The 16,062-nt window shown below is 65.9% G+C and carries 28 protein-coding genes and 1 pseudogene; 3 read left to right on the top strand and 26 right to left on the bottom strand.

What is annotated here, in order from left to right; genetic code table 11:
* From ADK57_RS36115 to map, 6 genes and pseudogenes are all read right to left on the bottom strand, one after another.
* Nucleotides 1-316 (bottom strand): annotated as a pseudogene (locus ADK57_RS36115) (DNA-directed RNA polymerase subunit alpha); the annotation flags it as partial.
* Between the two features lie 140 nt (nucleotides 317-456).
* The gene (rpsK, locus tag ADK57_RS36120; protein WP_003956432.1) at nucleotides 457-861 is read right to left on the bottom strand and encodes a 30S ribosomal protein S11; all 405 of its coding nucleotides are present in this window, start codon (nucleotides 859-861) and stop codon (nucleotides 457-459) included.
* Between the two features lie 64 nt (nucleotides 862-925).
* A complete protein-coding gene (gene rpsM, locus ADK57_RS36125; protein ID WP_053753917.1) occupies nucleotides 926-1,306 on the bottom strand; it encodes a 30S ribosomal protein S13 in 381 nt (126 codons plus the stop codon).
* 197 nt (nucleotides 1,307-1,503) lie between these two features.
* Nucleotides 1,504-1,617: a 50S ribosomal protein L36 gene (gene rpmJ / locus ADK57_RS36130; RefSeq protein ID WP_003998809.1), complete on the bottom strand. Its 114-nt coding sequence runs from the start codon at nucleotides 1,615-1,617 to the stop codon at nucleotides 1,504-1,506.
* 58 nt (nucleotides 1,618-1,675) lie between these two features.
* The gene (gene infA, locus ADK57_RS36135; RefSeq protein ID WP_003948620.1) at nucleotides 1,676-1,897 is read right to left on the bottom strand and encodes a translation initiation factor IF-1; all 222 of its coding nucleotides are present in this window, start codon (nucleotides 1,895-1,897) and stop codon (nucleotides 1,676-1,678) included.
* Between the two features lie 152 nt (nucleotides 1,898-2,049).
* Nucleotides 2,050-2,886, bottom strand: a complete 837-nt coding sequence (gene map / locus ADK57_RS36140; protein WP_053753918.1) for a type I methionyl aminopeptidase — start codon at nucleotides 2,884-2,886, stop codon at nucleotides 2,050-2,052.
* A 294-nt stretch (nucleotides 2,887-3,180) separates the two neighbouring features.
* Between map and ADK57_RS36145 the strand changes: the two genes are divergently transcribed.
* The 3 genes from ADK57_RS36145 to ADK57_RS36155 all read left to right on the top strand — a co-directional run bounded on the left by ADK57_RS36145 (nucleotide 3,181) and on the right by ADK57_RS36155 (nucleotide 5,309).
* The gene (locus ADK57_RS36145) at nucleotides 3,181-3,567 is read left to right on the top strand and encodes a hypothetical protein (protein ID WP_053753919.1); all 387 of its coding nucleotides are present in this window, start codon (nucleotides 3,181-3,183) and stop codon (nucleotides 3,565-3,567) included.
* 993 nt (nucleotides 3,568-4,560) lie between these two features.
* Nucleotides 4,561-4,815, top strand: coding sequence for a transposase (locus ADK57_RS51685; RefSeq protein ID WP_234390522.1), 255 nt, complete (start codon nucleotides 4,561-4,563; stop codon nucleotides 4,813-4,815).
* Nucleotides 4,812-5,309 carry a transposase gene (locus ADK57_RS36155; protein ID WP_234390523.1) on the top strand — a complete coding sequence of 166 codons (498 nt, stop codon included), beginning with the start codon at nucleotides 4,812-4,814 and terminating at the stop codon, nucleotides 5,307-5,309. The genes ADK57_RS51685 and ADK57_RS36155 overlap by 4 nt, the downstream gene beginning before the upstream one ends.
* Here ADK57_RS36155 and ADK57_RS36160 read toward each other — a convergent pair.
* From ADK57_RS36160 to rpsS, 20 genes are all read right to left on the bottom strand, one after another.
* Complete coding sequence (locus ADK57_RS36160) at nucleotides 5,266-5,571, bottom strand: hypothetical protein (protein WP_063786063.1); 306 nt, start codon at nucleotides 5,569-5,571, stop codon at nucleotides 5,266-5,268. The two genes, ADK57_RS36155 and ADK57_RS36160, sit on opposite strands and share 44 nt — an antisense overlap.
* Nucleotides 5,572-5,731: 160 nt before the next feature.
* Complete coding sequence (locus tag ADK57_RS36165; RefSeq protein WP_234390524.1) at nucleotides 5,732-6,931, bottom strand: hypothetical protein; 1,200 nt, start codon at nucleotides 6,929-6,931, stop codon at nucleotides 5,732-5,734.
* Between the two features lie 84 nt (nucleotides 6,932-7,015).
* Entirely contained in the window at nucleotides 7,016-7,666 is a 651-nt protein-coding gene (locus tag ADK57_RS36170) for an adenylate kinase (protein WP_053753921.1), read from the bottom strand.
* On the bottom strand, nucleotides 7,666-8,979 hold the full coding sequence (gene secY, locus ADK57_RS36175) for a preprotein translocase subunit SecY (protein WP_053753922.1): 1,314 nt from the start codon (nucleotides 8,977-8,979) through the stop codon (nucleotides 7,666-7,668). The genes ADK57_RS36170 and secY overlap by 1 nt, the downstream gene beginning before the upstream one ends.
* A 244-nt stretch (nucleotides 8,980-9,223) precedes the next feature.
* Nucleotides 9,224-9,679: a 50S ribosomal protein L15 gene (gene rplO, locus ADK57_RS36180; RefSeq protein ID WP_007443991.1), complete on the bottom strand. Its 456-nt coding sequence runs from the start codon at nucleotides 9,677-9,679 to the stop codon at nucleotides 9,224-9,226.
* Between the two features lie 2 nt (nucleotides 9,680-9,681).
* Entirely contained in the window at nucleotides 9,682-9,864 is a 183-nt protein-coding gene (gene rpmD, locus ADK57_RS36185; RefSeq protein ID WP_006376032.1) for a 50S ribosomal protein L30, read from the bottom strand.
* A complete protein-coding gene (gene rpsE, locus ADK57_RS36190; RefSeq protein ID WP_007494753.1) occupies nucleotides 9,864-10,469 on the bottom strand; it encodes a 30S ribosomal protein S5 in 606 nt (201 codons plus the stop codon). Before rpsE ends, rpmD begins: the two co-directional genes overlap by 1 nt.
* Nucleotides 10,470-10,510: 41 nt before the next feature.
* Nucleotides 10,511-10,894: a 50S ribosomal protein L18 gene (gene rplR, locus ADK57_RS36195; protein ID WP_053753923.1), complete on the bottom strand. Its 384-nt coding sequence runs from the start codon at nucleotides 10,892-10,894 to the stop codon at nucleotides 10,511-10,513.
* Between the two features lie 3 nt (nucleotides 10,895-10,897).
* Entirely contained in the window at nucleotides 10,898-11,437 is a 540-nt protein-coding gene (rplF, locus tag ADK57_RS36200; protein ID WP_053753924.1) for a 50S ribosomal protein L6, read from the bottom strand.
* Between the two features lie 24 nt (nucleotides 11,438-11,461).
* Nucleotides 11,462-11,860, bottom strand: coding sequence for a 30S ribosomal protein S8 (gene rpsH, locus ADK57_RS36205; RefSeq protein ID WP_007494756.1), 399 nt, complete (start codon nucleotides 11,858-11,860; stop codon nucleotides 11,462-11,464).
* Between the two features lie 214 nt (nucleotides 11,861-12,074).
* A complete protein-coding gene (locus ADK57_RS36210; protein WP_003948630.1) occupies nucleotides 12,075-12,260 on the bottom strand; it encodes a type Z 30S ribosomal protein S14 in 186 nt (61 codons plus the stop codon).
* A 5-nt stretch (nucleotides 12,261-12,265) separates the two neighbouring features.
* Complete coding sequence (gene rplE / locus ADK57_RS36215; RefSeq protein ID WP_053753925.1) at nucleotides 12,266-12,823, bottom strand: 50S ribosomal protein L5; 558 nt, start codon at nucleotides 12,821-12,823, stop codon at nucleotides 12,266-12,268.
* Nucleotides 12,823-13,146, bottom strand: a complete 324-nt coding sequence (rplX, locus tag ADK57_RS36220) for a 50S ribosomal protein L24 (RefSeq protein ID WP_053753926.1) — start codon at nucleotides 13,144-13,146, stop codon at nucleotides 12,823-12,825. Before rplX ends, rplE begins: the two co-directional genes overlap by 1 nt.
* A gap of 2 nt (nucleotides 13,147-13,148) precedes the next feature.
* A complete protein-coding gene (gene rplN / locus ADK57_RS36225; protein WP_003998823.1) occupies nucleotides 13,149-13,517 on the bottom strand; it encodes a 50S ribosomal protein L14 in 369 nt (122 codons plus the stop codon).
* A gap of 104 nt (nucleotides 13,518-13,621) precedes the next feature.
* Nucleotides 13,622-13,909 carry a 30S ribosomal protein S17 gene (gene rpsQ, locus ADK57_RS36230; protein ID WP_053753927.1) on the bottom strand — a complete coding sequence of 96 codons (288 nt, stop codon included), beginning with the start codon at nucleotides 13,907-13,909 and terminating at the stop codon, nucleotides 13,622-13,624.
* Nucleotides 13,909-14,133: a 50S ribosomal protein L29 gene (rpmC, locus tag ADK57_RS36235; RefSeq protein ID WP_003998824.1), complete on the bottom strand. Its 225-nt coding sequence runs from the start codon at nucleotides 14,131-14,133 to the stop codon at nucleotides 13,909-13,911. Before rpmC ends, rpsQ begins: the two co-directional genes overlap by 1 nt.
* Nucleotides 14,133-14,552, bottom strand: coding sequence for a 50S ribosomal protein L16 (gene rplP / locus ADK57_RS36240; protein WP_004927269.1), 420 nt, complete (start codon nucleotides 14,550-14,552; stop codon nucleotides 14,133-14,135). The genes rpmC and rplP overlap by 1 nt, the downstream gene beginning before the upstream one ends.
* Before the next feature lie 5 nt (nucleotides 14,553-14,557).
* Nucleotides 14,558-15,382, bottom strand: a complete 825-nt coding sequence (rpsC, locus tag ADK57_RS36245) for a 30S ribosomal protein S3 (RefSeq protein WP_053753928.1) — start codon at nucleotides 15,380-15,382, stop codon at nucleotides 14,558-14,560.
* Entirely contained in the window at nucleotides 15,382-15,729 is a 348-nt protein-coding gene (gene rplV, locus ADK57_RS36250) for a 50S ribosomal protein L22 (RefSeq protein WP_053753929.1), read from the bottom strand. The genes rpsC and rplV overlap by 1 nt, the downstream gene beginning before the upstream one ends.
* Before the next feature lie 41 nt (nucleotides 15,730-15,770).
* Nucleotides 15,771-16,052, bottom strand: a complete 282-nt coding sequence (gene rpsS / locus ADK57_RS36255) for a 30S ribosomal protein S19 (RefSeq protein WP_003948639.1) — start codon at nucleotides 16,050-16,052, stop codon at nucleotides 15,771-15,773.
* Between the last annotated feature and the right edge of the window lie 10 nt (nucleotides 16,053-16,062).

Here is a 16,062-nt window from a genome sequence, read left to right on the forward strand (position 1 = left end):
TGACCAGACCCGGGCCCTGCTTGCGCAGGTACATCACGACCGGCTCGTCGTGCTCCGAGGAGACGACCAGCTGCTTGATGTTGAGGATCAGGTCGGTGACGTCCTCCTTGACGCCCGGCACGGTGGTGAACTCGTGCAGAACGCCGTCGATCCGGATGCTGGTGACAGCAGCGCCGGGGATCGAGGAGAGGAGCGTACGACGCAGGGAGTTGCCGAGGGTGTAGCCGAAGCCCGGCTCCAGCGGCTCGATCACGAACCGGGAGCGGAACTCGTCGACGACCTCTTCGGTCAACGAGGGACGCTGAGCAATCAGCATGTTGCGATCCTTCAGTCAGGGGCGCCCGCTATTTGACGCCCTGCTCACCGGGTGTCAGCCCGATGTTGCTGCTTCTGCAAGGGTACGGGCGGCACGCCTCCGAAGAGCCGTACCGCCCGCAACCTCAAGACAACCGAGCCTCAGACGCGGCGGCGCTTGGGCGGACGGCAGCCGTTGTGCGGGGTCGGCGTGACGTCCTGGATCGAGCCGACCTCGAGGCCGGTGGCCTGGAGGGAGCGGATCGCGGTCTCACGGCCGGAGCCGGGACCCTTGACGAACACGTCAACCTTGCGCATGCCGTGCTCCTGCGCGCGGCGGGCGGCCGACTCGGCGGCCATCTGCGCGGCGAAGGGGGTGGACTTGCGCGAGCCCTTGAAGCCGACGTGGCCGGCGGAGGCCCAGGAGATCACGTTGCCCGAGGGGTCCGTGATCGAGACGATCGTGTTGTTGAACGTGCTCTTGATGTGCGCGTGGCCGTGAGCGACGTTCTTCTTTTCCTTGCGGCGCACCTTCTTGGCAGCGCCCTGACGACCCTTGGGGGGCATCTATAACTCCTACGGGAGGTGGTCGGTCCTACAGCGAAGACCGCTGATGAGCGTCCGCTGAGGACTACTTCTTGCCCGGCTTCTTCTTACCGGCGATGGCGCGACGCGGGCCCTTGCGGGTGCGGGCGTTCGTGCTGGTGCGCTGACCGCGGACAGGCAGACCGCGACGGTGACGGAGACCCTGGTAGCAACCGATCTCCACCTTGCGGCGGATGTCGGCCTGGACCTCGCGACGGAGGTCACCCTCGGTCTTGATGTTGTTGTCGACGTACTCGCGGATCGCGACCAGCTGCTCCTCGGAGAGGTCGCGAACCCGGGTGTTCGGGTCGATGCCGGTCTCGGCCAGCGTGAGCTGGGAAAGGGTCCGGCCGATGCCGAACACGTAGGTCAGGGCGACCTCCACACGCTTTTCGCGCGGGATGTCAACACCGGAAACGCGTGCCATTCAATGGCTCCAGTTGATCTTCGGAGGTCTTCCACAGAACCGAACCCCAGCCGCCGTACCAGGTACGAACTGGGTCCCCGGCCTCCGAACCGGGGGTGTCAGGCGATCACTCGTGATCCCTGGGTCCTGCGTATGAACATGTTCAGCTCGCGTCGCGCGAATCTCTGCGATATCGATGCAGAGGGATAGGTCGTGCGTCAGCCCTGGCGCTGCTTGTGGCGCGGGTTCTCGCAGATGACCATGACCCGACCGTGACGGCGGATCACCCTGCACTTGTCGCAGATCTTCTTGACGCTCGGCTTGACCTTCATGGGGTGAGGTTCTCCGGGTCAGTGCCACCACCCCGCCGAAACGGGGCAAAGGCAAGATCTACTTGTACCGGTAGACGATCCGGCCACGCGTCAGGTCGTACGGAGACAGCTCCACCACGACCCGGTCGTCAGGGAGGATACGGATGTAGTGCATACGCATCTTGCCGCTGATGTGTGCCAGGACCTGGTGGCCGTTCTGGAGCTCGACCTTGAACATGGCGTTCGGCAGAGACTCGACGACAGTGCCCTCGATCTCGATGGCACCTTGCTTCTTGGCCACGCTTCGCCCTTCGAATCGACTACCTTGATCGACTCCCTTTGCGTCCCTTACGGGCGCATGCGGACATGCGGGTGCACGAGAGCCGACGAGTCAGTCTACGACAGCGCACCCGGAAAGACGAATCGAGGAAGTGTGCCCCATAGCAGAGATCATTAAGCGAGCGGGTCCGGAGCAGCCGTGATCCCGTACTCGGCAAGCTTCGCCTTGCCCCCGTCAGGCGCCGTCAGCACCAACGGCCCAGCCTCGGTCAGCGCCACCGAGTGCTCCCAGTGCGAGGACCATGTGCCGTCGGTCGTGATGACCGTCCAGTCGTCCTCGAGCACGTCGGTCTTGGGCGTCCCCAGCGAGACCATCGGCTCGATCGCGAGGCAGAAGCCGGGGACCAGCTTCGGCCCCTTGCCCCGCTTGCGGTCGACGTAGTTCAGCAGGTGCGGGTCCATGTGCATCTCGGTGCCGATGCCGTGGCCGCCGTAGTCCTCGATGATCCCGTACTTACCGCCGCCCGGCTTCGGCTGGCGGCGGATGTACGTCTCGATGGCCCGGGAGACGTCCACGAGCCGGCTGCCCTGCTTCATCGCCGCGATCCCGGCCCACATGGACTCTTCCGTCACCCGGGACAGCTCAAGGAGCTCCGGAGCGTGACCGGACCCCACGAAGGCCGTGTAGGCGGCGTCACCGTGCCAGCCGTCGACGATCGCGCCGCAGTCGATGGAGATGATGTCGCCGTCCTTGAGGACCACGTCCTCGGACGGGATGCCATGGACCACGACCTCGTTCACGGAGGTGCAGATCGTCGCCGGGAACCCGCCGTACCCCAGGAAGTTCGACTTCGCCCCGTGCTCGGCGAGCACCTTGCGCGCGACCTCGTCCAGGTCCTTCGTGGACGCCCCCGGCACGGCGGCCTCCCGCGTGGCCGCGTGGATGGCGGCGACGACCAGCCCCGCCTCACGCATCTTGGCGATCTGGTCGGGGGTCTTGATCTGCACCATCTGGGCTGCCGCCTCCTGCCGCGGGTTTTACGTCTACCCCCGCCACGATACGCGTCCACGCGAGCCGAAGCCGGGGTGACGGCCACCCCGGACAGGCCTAGCGCGGCCGGCCCCCGGTCGGCCCGCCAAGGTCACCGCGGCTCCAGTCACACCCGCACCTTCAACAACAAAAGTCGTTGACGAACCCAACTGGCCATTCTAGCCTCGCAGTTACCACCTGGCGATGTCGGGTGCCACCACTCAGCTCCATACACTCCGGACCGGATACACGGTCCGCAAAAACGGGGGTATTAAGTGATCAAGAGAACTCTGTCCCGCCTGGCCTCGGCCGGTGCCGCCGCCGCTCTGATCGGCCTTGCCGCAGCCTCGCCCGCCATGGCCGACGACGAGGGGCCCCTCTGGTACAGCAACCGGGGCACGGTGACGTTCAACGACGATGGTGACGACATCACGGTCTGCGACAAACTGGCTGATGGCTACGGCGTCACGGGGTACCTGGAGAGACTCAACAGCAGTGGCACCGGCCTGGTTTGGGTCATCAAGGAAGAGGACGGCGGAGACGCCGGCTGCGACCGGTCCGACAATGGCTACGACATGATAGGCAACGTCTCGCACGGTCTGGCCATCTGCTGGAACGGCAATGGCAACTGCGTCCGCTCGAACTGGTACTTCGACGAGTAGGCCCGTTCGGCACCGAGAGGTGTGAGGTCTCTACGGAGACCTCGACAGTGAGACGGTGCGCCAGAAGCTCCGGCCGGTGCAGACGATCAATCAATTCGTCTGCACCGGCCGGAGCTCTTGCCTTGACTCTGTCGGGGATCTTGGAGTTTCCCGGTACAACGACGTGATCAACGGGCATGCTCGGTGCTGTTCCGCAGGCCGATGTGGCTGTTGGGGTGTGCGTTGCCCCTCCGTTCCCGTTCCGGTGAGCAAGTCCCTTCTCTGACCGCGCAGATCGCGCGAGCGAGCAACCCGGACGGTACGACGGCGATGTGGGTGCGGGACCGGTTGGACGGGCTGTGGCACGACGAGGACTTCGCCGGCGGAAGCGGTCCGCTGCCGCATCGATTTCAAGTACGCGCCGGCCATGGAGCTGGACGATCCCGGTTTCCACCACAGTGTGCTGGCTGACGTCCGTGAGCGCCTCGCCCAGGACGATCGCGCCGACCGACTTCTCGATCTGGCGCTCGCCCGCCTGAAGGAGGCCGGACTCGTACGCGAGCGCATCGCGCAGCGCACCGACTCCACCCACGTCCTGGCCGCGGTACGCAACCCGACCCGGCTGGAACTGGTCACCGAGGCCGTCCGTGCCGCGCCGGCAGAAGTCGCCCGCACGGCCGAGCACCTGCTGGTCGGCCTGGTCGATGAGGAGTGGGGGCGCCGCTACGGCCGTCCGGTCCGCCTGGGCAAGAACCCCACCCGGCCCAAGACCAGGATCCTCGCCGCCGGCGACGACGCCTGCCGGCTGCTGGAACTCCTCCACCAGCACGAACCGGGCTACCGGCCCGGCCCGCAGGCCGAGGCCCTGCGGCAGATCGTCGTGCAGAACTACTACCGCGACGCGGCAGGCCGCCTGCGCTGGCGCACCGCCGACGACGGCGGGCTACCGCCCTCCTCCTCGGCGATCGTCTCCCCTCACGACACCACGGCGCGCTACGTCCGCCATGGGTGCCGGTGCCGGCCTGGCTTCGGGGCCGGGGCGGTCAGCCGGAGGCGTACTGTCACCGGGCGATACTGGATGCGATCCGGTATCTCGTGGACAACGGCATCAAGTGGCGGGCCATGCCCGCGGACTTCCCGCCCTGGGACCGGGTGTATGCGTTCTTCCGCCGATGGCGCGATACGGCCTGGTCAGGTAGTTCCACGACCGGCTGCGCGGACAGGTCCGCGAAACGCTGGGCCGTGACGCGGCAGCGACGGCCGGTGTGATCGACTCGCAGTCGGTCAAGGCGGACGCGGTGGTCAGGGCTGACAGCCGGGGCTTCGACGGCGGGAAACTCGTCAACGGGCGCAAGCGGCACGTCGTGGTCGACACGCGCGGTCTGCTGCCGGGTGTGATGGTCACCGCTGCGGACACCGGCGACCGTACCGCCGCCCACGTGCTGCTCGGGCAGGTCGCCGATGTGCACCACCGGCTGGAACTGGTCTGGGCTGACGGCGGCTACACCGGCAGCCTCGTCGAGCACTGCCTGGCCGCGTTCGCTCTGGTCCTGGCGACCGTCAAACGCAGCGACGACATGCGCGGCTTCGTGGTGCTGCCCAAGCGGTGGATCGTCGAGCGGTTCTTCGCCCACCTGATGCGCACCCGCAGTCTGGTGCGCGACTTCGAACGCCGCACCACCAGCGCCGAGGCGATGGTCTACTGGTCGATGCCCCTGCTCACGACGCGCCACCTTGCCCGGCCACACCCTGGGCGAGGGTGAACCGGCCCGGCTGCCGCTCGGCCGGCCAGCCCCGTGCGACCAGGCGTTTCGCCTTCGACCGCAGCGCCTCCGCCTTGGCCGGCACCGCGTCCATGCCGAACATCACGGCCAACTCCTGGCAGGCCAGCGGCCCTTGATGGAGCCGGTGCCGGTCCCCGAGCACGGTGAGGATGCGCTGATAGTCAGCCTCCTCCCGCAGCTCGTCCACCCGACGCCGAGCAACGAGCTCGCGCTGTTCAAGCAGCCCCACGACCGACGGCATCCACGACCTCCACAGGAACGGCGACACGACAGGTCACCACTCCCACAGGGTCACCAGCCTATGCCTGACCAGCGGAAACACAGTCCTCAAGCCCGGAAGGACAACAGCGTCTCAGTGTGGCCGGTCCCAGGTGCACATCCGCCTGGGACCGCAGAGACGGTCAGCGCTTGGTGAAGACCGGGGTCCAGCGGCCGACGTAGTCGCCATCGGCTTTACGGAAGCCCGAGAGCGGAGTCACCTTGTCGCCGTCCAGGCTGACCAGGATCAGCTGGTTGCGGAACTCACCCTTGCCGGGTTTGCACTGGCTGGGGTCACACCGCCAGGCGATGAGGTGGGTGTTGTCCGCCCACGCGAGAAGCTGCTGTCCGGGTACGACTGCGCTCTGCTTGGCGGTCTTCGCGTCCAGAACCGCGGAAACGATCTGGCCGTCCTTACCCCCCGCGAAGCCGCCAGTCACAAGTTTTCCGTCCGGGGACGTAGCCACCGGCGGAAAGATCAGATCAGTCTTCTGCTGCGGAAGCGACTTCAGTCTGCCGTTCACGTCGTAGTAGTTCCTGCCCGGCTGGTCGAGCCTCTGCTCCCACAGCATCTCGCCGTCACGGCTCCAGCTGAAGTCCTGACGCCCGGTGCCGGCCATGGCCGCAAGACTGTCCTTCTTGGCCGGCCGCTCACTGAATTCCGCCTGGCCGGAGTCGACATCGATGACATAGAAGCCGGTACGGCTCTGCTTCGGCCCCGGCATCTCCTGACCATCGCCACCCTCCGACGCGCCCTCCACATGCACCGGCGCGTCCTGGAAGAGGCCGTCCGGGTGGTGGCTGTACGTCGTCGCCACCAGGCGCTCGCCGTCCGGCGAGAACTGCACACCGCCAACGCCCTTGTCGACCTCGATCCAGCGCTGGACCTTGCCCGTCGACAGATTCATCAGGCCTATGCGGTTGACGGGCAGATCGCCCTCCAGCACCGCGGCCGTCTTCATCCCGGGAGCGACATCGAGCCAGGCCCAGTCGGTCTTCTCGTACCGCTTGGTCGCGGCGTTGTACAGACTCCACTCACGCGCGTTCACCGCATCCCCGTCCGGCTGCTGCACGAGCTTCGTCGTGTAGTACGCCGAGACGGCGACCTGCCCTGCGGCTATCAGCTCGCGCGGCGGGGACTGGTCCGGACGGGCCACCACGTCCGAGGCCTCGGACTGCCCTTCCGGGCCACCGCCCGTCAGGGCCAACGACACCCCGATGACTGCGGCGACCACGGCGACCACGGCGACCGCCAGGCTGCGACTCCTGCGGCGGAGCAGCGACGGCTGCTCCCGCTCGGTGGAATCGTCGGACCGTGGCAACTGTGTGAGCTTGATGGCCATACCTCCTCGGCAGAGCACTTTCGGGGTCCCCAAGAAACAAGGCAGCGGCCCCCGCCGGGGGCCGCTGCCTTCCTTTGCAAGCTGTTACGAACCGGGCAGCGCCGACATGGCCCGGTCCGTGACGTCCGCCACCTTCCCCATCGCGGAGACCGTGGTCACAAGGCCCTGGGCCTTGTAGTAGTCGATGATCGGCTCGGTCTGCGTGTGGTAGACCTCGAGCCGGGTGCGGACCGTGGCCTCGGAGTCGTCGTCGCGCTGGTACAGCTCGCCGCCGCAGACGTCGCAGACGCCTTCCTTGGTCGGCTTCTTGTACGACACGTGGAAGACGTGCGAGGAGTCGTTACGGCAGATGCGCCGGCCGGCGATCCGCTTGACGACCTCCTCCTCGGGGGCCTCCAGGTCCAGCACCGCGTCCAGCTTGATGCCCTCGGTCTGCAGCAGCTCGTCCAGCGCCTCGGCCTGCGAGACGTTCCGCGGGAAGCCGTCCAGCAGGAAGCCGTTCACGGCGTCCGGCTGCTCCATGCGGTCCTTGGCCATCGCGATGGTGACCTCGTCGGGGACGAGGTTGCCGGCGTCCATGTAGGACTTCGCGAGTTTGCCCAGGTCCGTCTGCTGGCTGATGTTGGCGCGGAACAGGTCGCCCGTGGAGATGTGCGGGACACGCAGTTTCTCGGCGAGGCGTGTGGCCTGCGTTCCCTTTCCGGCGCCAGGCGGCCCGACGAGGACGATTCGCATCAGCGGAGGAACCCTTCGTAATTGCGCTGCTGGAGCTGGCTCTCGATCTGCTTCACCGTCTCAAGACCCACACCCACGATGATCAGGATGCTGGTCCCGCCGAACGGGAAGTTCTGGTTTGCCTCAAAACCTGCCAACGCCATCGTCGGGACGAGAGCAATCAGGCCCAGATACAGCGAACCCGGCCAGGTGATCCGGTTGAGCACGTAAGAAAGGTACTCAGCGGTCGGTCGGCCAGCCCGGATGCCCGGGATGAACCCACCATACTTCTTCATGTTGTCGGCGACTTCTTCGGGGTTGAAGGAGATGGCCACGTAGAAGAAGGCGAAGAAGACAATCAGGAAGAAGTAGACCGTGATGTGTGCGGGCGCCCCCGTGTCCGCGAGGTTCCGCGTGATCCAGGTCGCCCAGCCCGCCTGGGAATTGGAGAACTGAACGATCAGCGCCGGAATGTAGAGCAGCGACGACGCGAAGATGACGGGAATCACACCCGCCTGGTTCACCTTCAGCGGGATGTACGTGGACGTACCACCGTAGGAACGGCGGCCGATCATCCGCTTCGCGTACTGCACCGGGATACGACGCTGCGCCTGCTCGACGAAGACCACCAGGCCGACCATGACCAGGCCGACGAGGATGACGGTGCCGAACTCGATCCAGCCGTCGGCCAGCGTGCCCTGCTGCTTGATGGCCCACAGGGCGGACGGGAAGGTGGCTGCGATCGAGATGAACATCAGGATCGACATGCCGTTGCCGATGCCGCGGTCGGTGATGAGCTCACCGAGCCACATGACGACGGCCGTACCGGCGGTCATGGTGATGACCATGACGACAGTGCTGAAGATCGCACGGTCCGGGACGATGGTCGACGCGGCGGTGCAACCCTGGAACAGGGCGCCGCTGCGGGCGGTGGCGACGAGGCCGGTGCCCTGGAGGATGGCAAGCGCCACGGTCAGATAGCGGGTGTACTGCGTGATCTTCGCGGTACCGGCCTGGCCCTCCTTCTTGAGGGCTTCCAGGCGCGGGATCACCACGGTCAGCAGCTGCAGGATGATGCTCGCCGTGATGTACGGCATGATCCCGAGCGCGAAGATGGTGATCTGCAGCAGCGCCCCACCGCTGAACATGTTGATCAAACCGAGGGGGCCCTGGTTCGCGGACGCCTCGTCGACGCACTGCTGAACGGACTTGTAGTCGACGCCGGGGATCGGGATATGGGTACCGATCCGGTACACCACGATGATGGCCAGCGTGAAGAGCAGCTTCTTGCGCAGGTCGGGCGTCTTGAACGCCCGGGCGAACGCGGTGAGCACGGTGCCTCCTGCGACCCCCGCGCTACTGCGTCAAGGGTGACGGTCTTGAGGTTCGACTAATAGGGACGACTTAGCTAACGGTCAACTGCCGCTCAGAGTGCCTCACAAGAAGCACTCAGTAAAAGTTGGCAGTGCAGGCCACCTTACCCGCGAGACTGCCCCCTTGGAACGACCGACCGGGGATACCCCATTTGTGGGGTATCCCCGGTCGGGATCGCTCAAGTCATCAAGACGCCTGAGGTGTTCAGACGAGCTCGGTGACGGTACCGCCGGCGGCGGTGATCTTCTCCTTGGCGGAGCCGGAGACGGCGTCGACCGTCACCTGCAGCGCCACGGAGACCTCGCCCTGGCCGAGGACCTTGACGAGGCTGTTCTTGCGAACGGCACCCTTGGCGACGAGACCCTCGACGGTGACCTCGCCACCCTCCGGGTACAGCGCGGCCAGCTTGTCGAGGTTCACGACCTGGAACTCGGTCTTGAACGGGTTCTTGAAGCCCTTCAGCTTCGGAAGACGCATGTGGAGGGGCATCTGGCCACCCTCGAAGCGCTCCGGAACCTGGTAGCGGGCCTTCGTGCCCTTGGTACCACGACCTGCCGTCTTACCCTTCGACGCCTCACCACGACCGACACGGGTCTTGGCGGTCTTGGCGCCCGGGGCGGGACGGAGGTTGTGGATCTTGAGCGGGTTGTTCTCCGCCATGATCAGTCGACCTCCTCGACCGTCACGAGGTGGCGGACGGTGTGCACCATTCCGCGGAACTCGGGGCGGTCCTCCTTGACGACCACGGTGTTGATCCCCTTGAGACCAAGGGACCGCAGAGTGTCACGGTGGTTCTGCTTGCTGCCGATGTACGACTTCGTCTGCGTGACCTTGAGGCGAGCCATTACGCACCCGCTCCCGCACGTGCACGCAGCAGAGCCGCGGGGGCGACGTCCTCGAGGGGCAGGCCACGGCGGGCCGCGACCTCCTCGGGACGCTGCAGGCCCTTGAGGGCCGCCACGGTGGCGTGCACGATGTTGATCGCGTTGTCGGAGCCGAGCGACTTCGACAGGATGTCGTGGATACCGGCGCACTCGAGCACGGCACGCACCGGACCACCGGCAATAACACCGGTACCCGGGGACGCGGGCTTGAGCAGCACGACGCCGGCAGCCTTCTCACCCTGAATCGGGTGCGGGATGGTGCCCTGGATACGGGGGACCTTGAAGAAGTGCTTCTTGGCCTCCTCAACACCCTTGGCGATGGCGGCCGGCACCTCCTTGGCCTTGCCGTAACCGACACCCACGGTGCCGTCACCGTCGCCCACCACGACCAGCGCGGTGAAGCTGAAGCGACGACCACCCTTCACAACCTTGGCGACACGGTTGATCGCGACGACGCGCTCAACGTAAGCGGTCTTCTCGGCGGCAGCTGCGCCGCCGTCACGGCCCTTCCGGTCCCGCCGCTCGCCGCCACCGGCACCGCCACCGCGGCGCTGGGGTCCAGCCATTGGAATTACCTCTCTCTGTTTCCGCTAGCTACGGAACCGGCTCAGAACTTCAGTCCGGCTTCGCGGGCGGCGTCCGCCAGGGCAGCAATGCGCCCGGCGTACTGGTTGCCACCACGGTCGAATACGACAGCCTCGACACCGGCGGCCTTGGCGCGCTCGGCGACCAGGGCGCCGACCTGCTTGGCCTGCGCGGACTTGTCGCCCTCCGCACCGCGGATCGAGGTGTCCAGGGTGGACGCCGACGCAAGGGTGTGACCCTTGAGGTCGTCGATCACCTGGGCCACGATGTGGCGGTTCGAGCGGGTCACGACCAGACGAGGACGCTCCGCCGTACCGTTGATCGACTTGCGGATCCGGATGTGGCGGCGCTTGATCGCGGCGCGCTTGTAGGCGTCGCCCTTGAGGATCTTCTGTCCGTATGCCATGGCTTACTTACCCGCCTTTCCGACCTTGCGGCGGATGACTTCGCCCTCGTACTTGACGCCCTTGGCCTTGTACGGGTCGGGCTTGCGCAGCTTGCGGATGTTGGCCGCAACCTCGCCGACCTTCTGCTTGTCGATGCCCTCGACCTGGAAGCGGGTCGGGGTCTCCACCTTGAAGGTGATTCCCTCGGGCGCCTCGACGGTGATCGGGTGGCTGTAGCCCAGAGCGAACTCGAGGTTCGATCCCTTGGCCTGTACGCGGTAACCGACACCGCTGATCTCGAGCTTCTTCACGTAACCCTGGGTCACGCCGGTGATCATGTTCGCCACCAGCGTGCGGGACAGGCCGTGCAGGGCCTTGTTCTGACGCTCGTCGTTGGGGCGGGTGACGTTGAGTACGCCATCCTCACCCTTGGCGATGTCGATCGGCGCAGCGACGGTGTGGCTCAAGGAACCCTTGGGGCCCTTGACCGAGACCGTACGGCCGTCGATGGTGACGTCCACGCCGGCGGGAACCGTGATGGGGAGCTTGCCAATACGCGACATAGCTGTTTCCTCCGTTCCCTTCCGCTACCAGACGTAGGCGAGGACTTCCCCACCCACGCCCTTCTTGCCGGCCTGCTTGTCGGTGAGGAGCCCGTGCGACGTGGAGATGATCGCCACGCCGAGGCCGCCGAGCACCTTCGGCAGGTTGGTGGACTTCGCGTAAACCCGGAGACCGGGCTTGGAGATCCGCTTGATGCCCGCGATGGAGCGCTCACGGTTCGGGCCGAACTTCAGCTCGAGGACGAGGTTCTTGCCGACCTCGGCGTCCTCGATCTTCCAGCCCGTGATGAAGCCCTCCTGCTGGAGGATCTCCGCAATGTGCGACTTGATCTTCGATGCCGGCATCGTCACGGAGTCGTGGTATGCCGAGTTCGCGTTCCGCAGACGCGTAAGCATGTCTGCGATCGGATCAGTCATGGTCATGAATTGGCCTTCGGCCTCTCTCGCCGGGGTTTCCTGGTGCGCCATCCCTCTCCCCGATCCGAGACGGGGCGGGTGCGGCGCGGTGGACCTACGGCGTAGTAAGTCGTACGGGCGACCATCAGGCGCCCAACCCTCCAAGCCTAAGCCATGAAGGGGTGGGCGCCTGACACGCCCATTGCTTACCGAGAGCTCCGGAAATCCCTGATTTGGGGGATTACCAGGAGCTCTTGGTCACGCCCGGCAGCTCGCCACGGTGAGCCATCTCACGAAGGCAGACGCGGCACAGGCCGAACTTGCGGTACACGGAGTGCGGACGACCACAGCGCTGGCAGCGCGTGTAGCCACGTACGCCGAACTTGGGCTTACGAGCAGCCTTGGCAATCAGAGCCTTCTTCGCCATCTCGCTCACGCCTCCTTGAAGGGGAAGCCGAGGTGACGAAGGAGCGCGCGGCCCTCAGCGTCGTTGGTCGCCGTGGTGACCACGGTGATGTCCATACCCCGGACGCGGTCGATCTTGTCCTGGTCGATCTCGTGGAACATGACCTGCTCGGTGAGACCGAAGGTGTAGTTGCCACGACCGTCGAACTGCTTGGGAGACAGGCCGCGGAAGTCGCGGATGCGCGGCAGCGCGAGCGACAGGGTGCGGTCCAGGAACTCCCACATGCGGTCGCCACGAAGCGTGACGTGGGCACCGATCGGCTGACCCTCACGCAGCTTGAACTGCGCGATGGACTTGCGGGCCTTGGTGATGGCCGGCTTCTGACCGGTGATGGTGGTCAGGTCACGGACGGCACCGTCCATGAGCTTCGAGTCACGGGCGGCGTCGCCGACACCCATGTTGACCACGATCTTGACGAGACCGGGGATCTGCATGACGTTCTCGTACTTGAACTCGTCACGCAGCTTGCCCGCGATCTCCTCGCGGTACTTCGTCTTCAGACGCGGAGTGGTGGTGGTAGCCATCAGATGTCCTCACCCGTCCGCTTGGCAACGCGAACCTTGTTGCCCTCATCGTCGAAGCGGTAACCGACACGCGTGACGACCTTGTTGCCGTCCTTCTCAACGACCAGCTGGACGTTGGAGACGTGGATCGGCGCCTCGGTCGTGACGATGCCACCGGCCTGCGAACCCTTGGCGGTCGGGCCGGCCTTGGTGTGCTTCTTGACCCGGTTGACACCCTCGACCAGGACACGGTCCTCGCGGGGGAAGGCCGCGATGACCTTGCCCTGCTTGCCCTTGTCCTTACCGGTGATGACCTGGACCAGGTCGCCCTTCTTGATCTTCATGCTTACAGCACCTCCGGCGCGAGCGAGATGATCTTCATGAACTTCTTCTCGCGCAGCTCACGGCCGACGGGGCCGAAGATACGGGTGCCGCGAGGGTCGCCGTCGTTCTTCAGAATGACGGCGGCGTTCTCGTCGAAGCGGATGTACGAGCCGTCCGGACGGCGGCGCTCCTTGACGGTGCGAACGATGACCGCCTTGACGACGTCACCCTTCTTCACGTTGCCACCGGGGATCGCGTCCTTGACGGTGGCGACGATGACGTCACCGATGCCCGCGTAGCGGCGACCGGAGCCACCGAGCACACGGATGCAAAGGATTTCCTTCGCACCAGTGTTGTCGGCGACACGCAGTCGCGACTCCTGCTGGATCACGTCTATCTCCTGTTTGTCTGCCGGTTCCCGGCGAGCTCCGTAAGTGACTTACGGAGCTCGCCGAGCCTGGCGGAACTGACCTGCGGGGTTTGCCCCGCAGGAAATTACTTGGCCTTCTCGAGGATCTCGACGATGCGCCAGCGCTTCGTCGCGGACAGCGGACGCGTCTCCATGAGGAGGACGCGGTCGCCGACGCCCGCAGCGTTCTGCTCGTCGTGCGCCTTGAGCTTGTTCGTACGGCGGATGACCTTGCCGTACAGCGCGTGCTTGACGCGGTCCTCGACGGCGACGACGACGGTCTTGTCCATCTTGTCGCTGACGACGAGACCCTCGCGGGTCTTGCGGAAGCCGCGGGCCTCTGCAGTCTGCTCAGTCACGTTGCTCTCACTCATCAGGCGCTCTCCACCGTCTCGATGCCCAGCTCGCGCTCACGCATCAGGGTGTAGATCCGCGCGATGTCCTTACGGACGGCCTTCAGCCGACCGTGGTTCTCGAGCTGACCCGTCGCCGCCTGGAAGCGGAGGTTGAACAGCTCTTCCTTGGCTTCGCGAAGCTTCGCCAGAAGCTCCTCGTCACCCAGTTCGCGCAGCTCGGACGCCTTGGTACCGGCCGACATCACGCTTCACCTGCCTCGCGCTTGACGATCCGGCACTTCATCGGCAGCTTGTGGGCTGCGCGAGTCAGGGCCTCACGGGCGATCTTCTCGTTGGGGTAGGACAGCTCGAACATGACCCGGCCCGGGTGCACGTTCGCGATCCACCACTCCGGCGAACCCTTACCGGAACCCATGCGGGTCTCGGCAGGCTTCTTCGTGAGCGGGCGGTCCGGGTAGATGTTGATCCAGACCTTGCCACCACGCTTGATGTGGCGGGTCATCGCGATACGGGCCGCCTCGATCTGGCGGTTGGTCACGTACGCCGGCGTGAGGGCCTGGATGCCGTACTCGCCGAACGCAACCGTCGTACCGCCCTTGGCCTGACCACGACGCTTCGGGTGGTGCTGCTTGCGGTGCTTGACCCTACGGGGGATCAGCATTTCGGTCAGGCCTCCGTTCCGGTGCTCTCAGCCGGAGCGGCGGCGGGAGCCTCGGCCTTGGGGGCCTCGGCACCGGCAGCCTGCTGCGGCTTGCGACCGCGCCGCTCGCCACCACCGCGGCCACCACGGGCCGGGCGGTCGGCACCACCGCGGGCCGGGCGGTTACCCGCACGGGCCGCAGCGTTCTCGGCACGGACCTCGGCGATGTTCTTGACGTCGCCCTTGTAGATCCAGACCTTCACACCGATGCGGCCGAAGGTCGTCTTGGCCTCGAAGAAGCCGTAGTCCACGTTCGCGCGGAGCGTGTGCAGGGGCACACGGCCCTCGCGGTAGAACTCCGAGCGGGACATCTCGGCGCCACCGAGGCGGCCACCGCACTGGATCTTGATGCCCTTGGCGCCGGCCTTCATCGTGCCCTGCATGCTCTTACGCATGGCGCGACGGAAGGAGACACGGGAGGAGAGCTGCTCGGCGACGGCCTGGGCAACCAGCTGAGCGTCGGTCTCGGGGCTCTTGACCTCGAGGATGTTCAGCTGGACCTGCTTGCCCGTGAGCTTCTCGAGGTCACCGCGGATGCGGTCGGCCTCGGCGCCACGGCGGCCGATGACGATGCCCGGACGGGCCGTGTGGATGTCCACACGGACGCGGTCACGGGTGCGCTCGATCTCCACCTTCGAGATGCCGGCGCGCTCCATGCCGGACGTCATCATCCGACGGATGGCGACGTCTTCCTTGACGTAGTCCTTGTACAGCTTGTCGGCGTACCAACGGGACTTGAAGTCCGTGGTGATGCCGAGCCGGAACCCATGCGGGTTAACCTTCTGGCCCATTACCGGGTTCCTTCCTTGCTGCTGACGACCACGGTGATGTGGCTGGTCCGCTTGCGGATCCGGTAGGCACGGCCCTGAGCACGCGGACGGAACCGCTTCAGGGTCGGACCCTCGTCGACGTACGCCTCGGAGATGACAAGGCTGTCGACATCGGTGTGGTCGTAGTTGTGCGCGGCGTTGGCGATGGCGCTGTCAAGCACCTTGCCGACCGGCACGCTCGCGGCCTGCGGGGTGAAACGCAGGACCGCCTGAGCCTCCGTGGCGTCCATGCCACGGATAAGGTCCACCACGCGGCGGGCCTTCATGGGCGTGACGCGGATGTACCGCGCCTGGGCCCTGGCTTCCATGGTTGTCCTTCCAGTGTCTGTCATGGTCATTCCACCCCGCGTTAGCGGCGCTTCGACTTCCGGTCGTCCTTGACGTGACCCCGGAAGGTGCGCGTCGGCGAGAACTCGCCGAGCTTGTGGCCGACCATCGACTCGGTGACAAACACCGGAATGTGGGTCTTGCCGTTGTGCACCGCGATCGTGTGGCCCAGCATGGCCGGGACGATCATCGAGCGACGGGACCAGGTCTTGATGACGTTCTTGGTGCCGGCTTCGTTCTGGACATCCACCTTCTTGATCAGGTGGTCGTCGACGAAGGGCCCCTTCTTGAGACTGCGCGGCATCTAAACCCGC

Origin of the sequence: Streptomyces sp. MMG1533 (assembly GCF_001279775.1) — a bacterium.
Taxonomy (GTDB): Bacteria; Actinomycetota; Actinomycetes; order Streptomycetales; family Streptomycetaceae; genus Streptomyces.

Excerpts from the sequence above, each read along its gene's own strand:
- rpsK (WP_003956432.1), bottom strand. The coding sequence starts at position 861 with ATGCCCCCCAAGGGTCGTCAGGGCGCTGCCAAGAAGGTGCGCCGCAAG.
- rpsM (WP_053753917.1), bottom strand. The coding sequence starts at position 1,306 with ATGGCACGCGTTTCCGGTGTTGACATCCCGCGCGAAAAGCGTGTGGAG.
- rpmJ (WP_003998809.1), bottom strand. The coding sequence starts at position 1,617 with ATGAAGGTCAAGCCGAGCGTCAAGAAGATCTGCGACAAGTGCAGGGTG.
- map (WP_053753918.1), bottom strand. The coding sequence starts at position 2,886 with ATGGTGCAGATCAAGACCCCCGACCAGATCGCCAAGATGCGTGAGGCG.
- ADK57_RS36160 (WP_063786063.1), bottom strand. The coding sequence starts at position 5,571 with ATGCCGTCGGTCGTGGGGCTGCTTGAACAGCGCGAGCTCGTTGCTCGG.
- ADK57_RS36165 (WP_234390524.1), bottom strand. The coding sequence starts at position 6,931 with ATGGCCATCAAGCTCACACAGTTGCCACGGTCCGACGATTCCACCGAG.
- ADK57_RS36170 (WP_053753921.1), bottom strand. The coding sequence starts at position 7,666 with ATGCGAATCGTCCTCGTCGGGCCGCCTGGCGCCGGAAAGGGAACGCAG.
- rplO (WP_007443991.1), bottom strand. The coding sequence starts at position 9,679 with ATGGCGGAGAACAACCCGCTCAAGATCCACAACCTCCGTCCCGCCCCG.
- rpmD (WP_006376032.1), bottom strand. The coding sequence starts at position 9,864 with ATGGCTCGCCTCAAGGTCACGCAGACGAAGTCGTACATCGGCAGCAAG.
- rpsE (WP_007494753.1), bottom strand. The coding sequence starts at position 10,469 with ATGGCTGGACCCCAGCGCCGCGGTGGCGGTGCCGGTGGCGGCGAGCGG.
- rplR (WP_053753923.1), bottom strand. The coding sequence starts at position 10,894 with ATGGCATACGGACAGAAGATCCTCAAGGGCGACGCCTACAAGCGCGCC.
- rplF (WP_053753924.1), bottom strand. The coding sequence starts at position 11,437 with ATGTCGCGTATTGGCAAGCTCCCCATCACGGTTCCCGCCGGCGTGGAC.
- rpsH (WP_007494756.1), bottom strand. The coding sequence starts at position 11,860 with ATGACCATGACTGATCCGATCGCAGACATGCTTACGCGTCTGCGGAAC.
- ADK57_RS36210 (WP_003948630.1), bottom strand. The coding sequence starts at position 12,260 with ATGGCGAAGAAGGCTCTGATTGCCAAGGCTGCTCGTAAGCCCAAGTTC.
- rplE (WP_053753925.1), bottom strand. The coding sequence starts at position 12,823 with ATGGCTACCACCACCACTCCGCGTCTGAAGACGAAGTACCGCGAGGAG.
- rplX (WP_053753926.1), bottom strand. The coding sequence starts at position 13,146 with ATGAAGATCAAGAAGGGCGACCTGGTCCAGGTCATCACCGGTAAGGAC.
- rpsQ (WP_053753927.1), bottom strand. The coding sequence starts at position 13,909 with ATGAGTGAGAGCAACGTGACTGAGCAGACTGCAGAGGCCCGCGGCTTC.
- rpmC (WP_003998824.1), bottom strand. The coding sequence starts at position 14,133 with ATGTCGGCCGGTACCAAGGCGTCCGAGCTGCGCGAACTGGGTGACGAG.
- rplP (WP_004927269.1), bottom strand. The coding sequence starts at position 14,552 with ATGCTGATCCCCCGTAGGGTCAAGCACCGCAAGCAGCACCACCCGAAG.
- rpsC (WP_053753928.1), bottom strand. The coding sequence starts at position 15,382 with ATGGGCCAGAAGGTTAACCCGCATGGGTTCCGGCTCGGCATCACCACG.
- rplV (WP_053753929.1), bottom strand. The coding sequence starts at position 15,729 with ATGGAAGCCAGGGCCCAGGCGCGGTACATCCGCGTCACGCCCATGAAG.
- rpsS (WP_003948639.1), bottom strand. The coding sequence starts at position 16,052 with ATGCCGCGCAGTCTCAAGAAGGGGCCCTTCGTCGACGACCACCTGATC.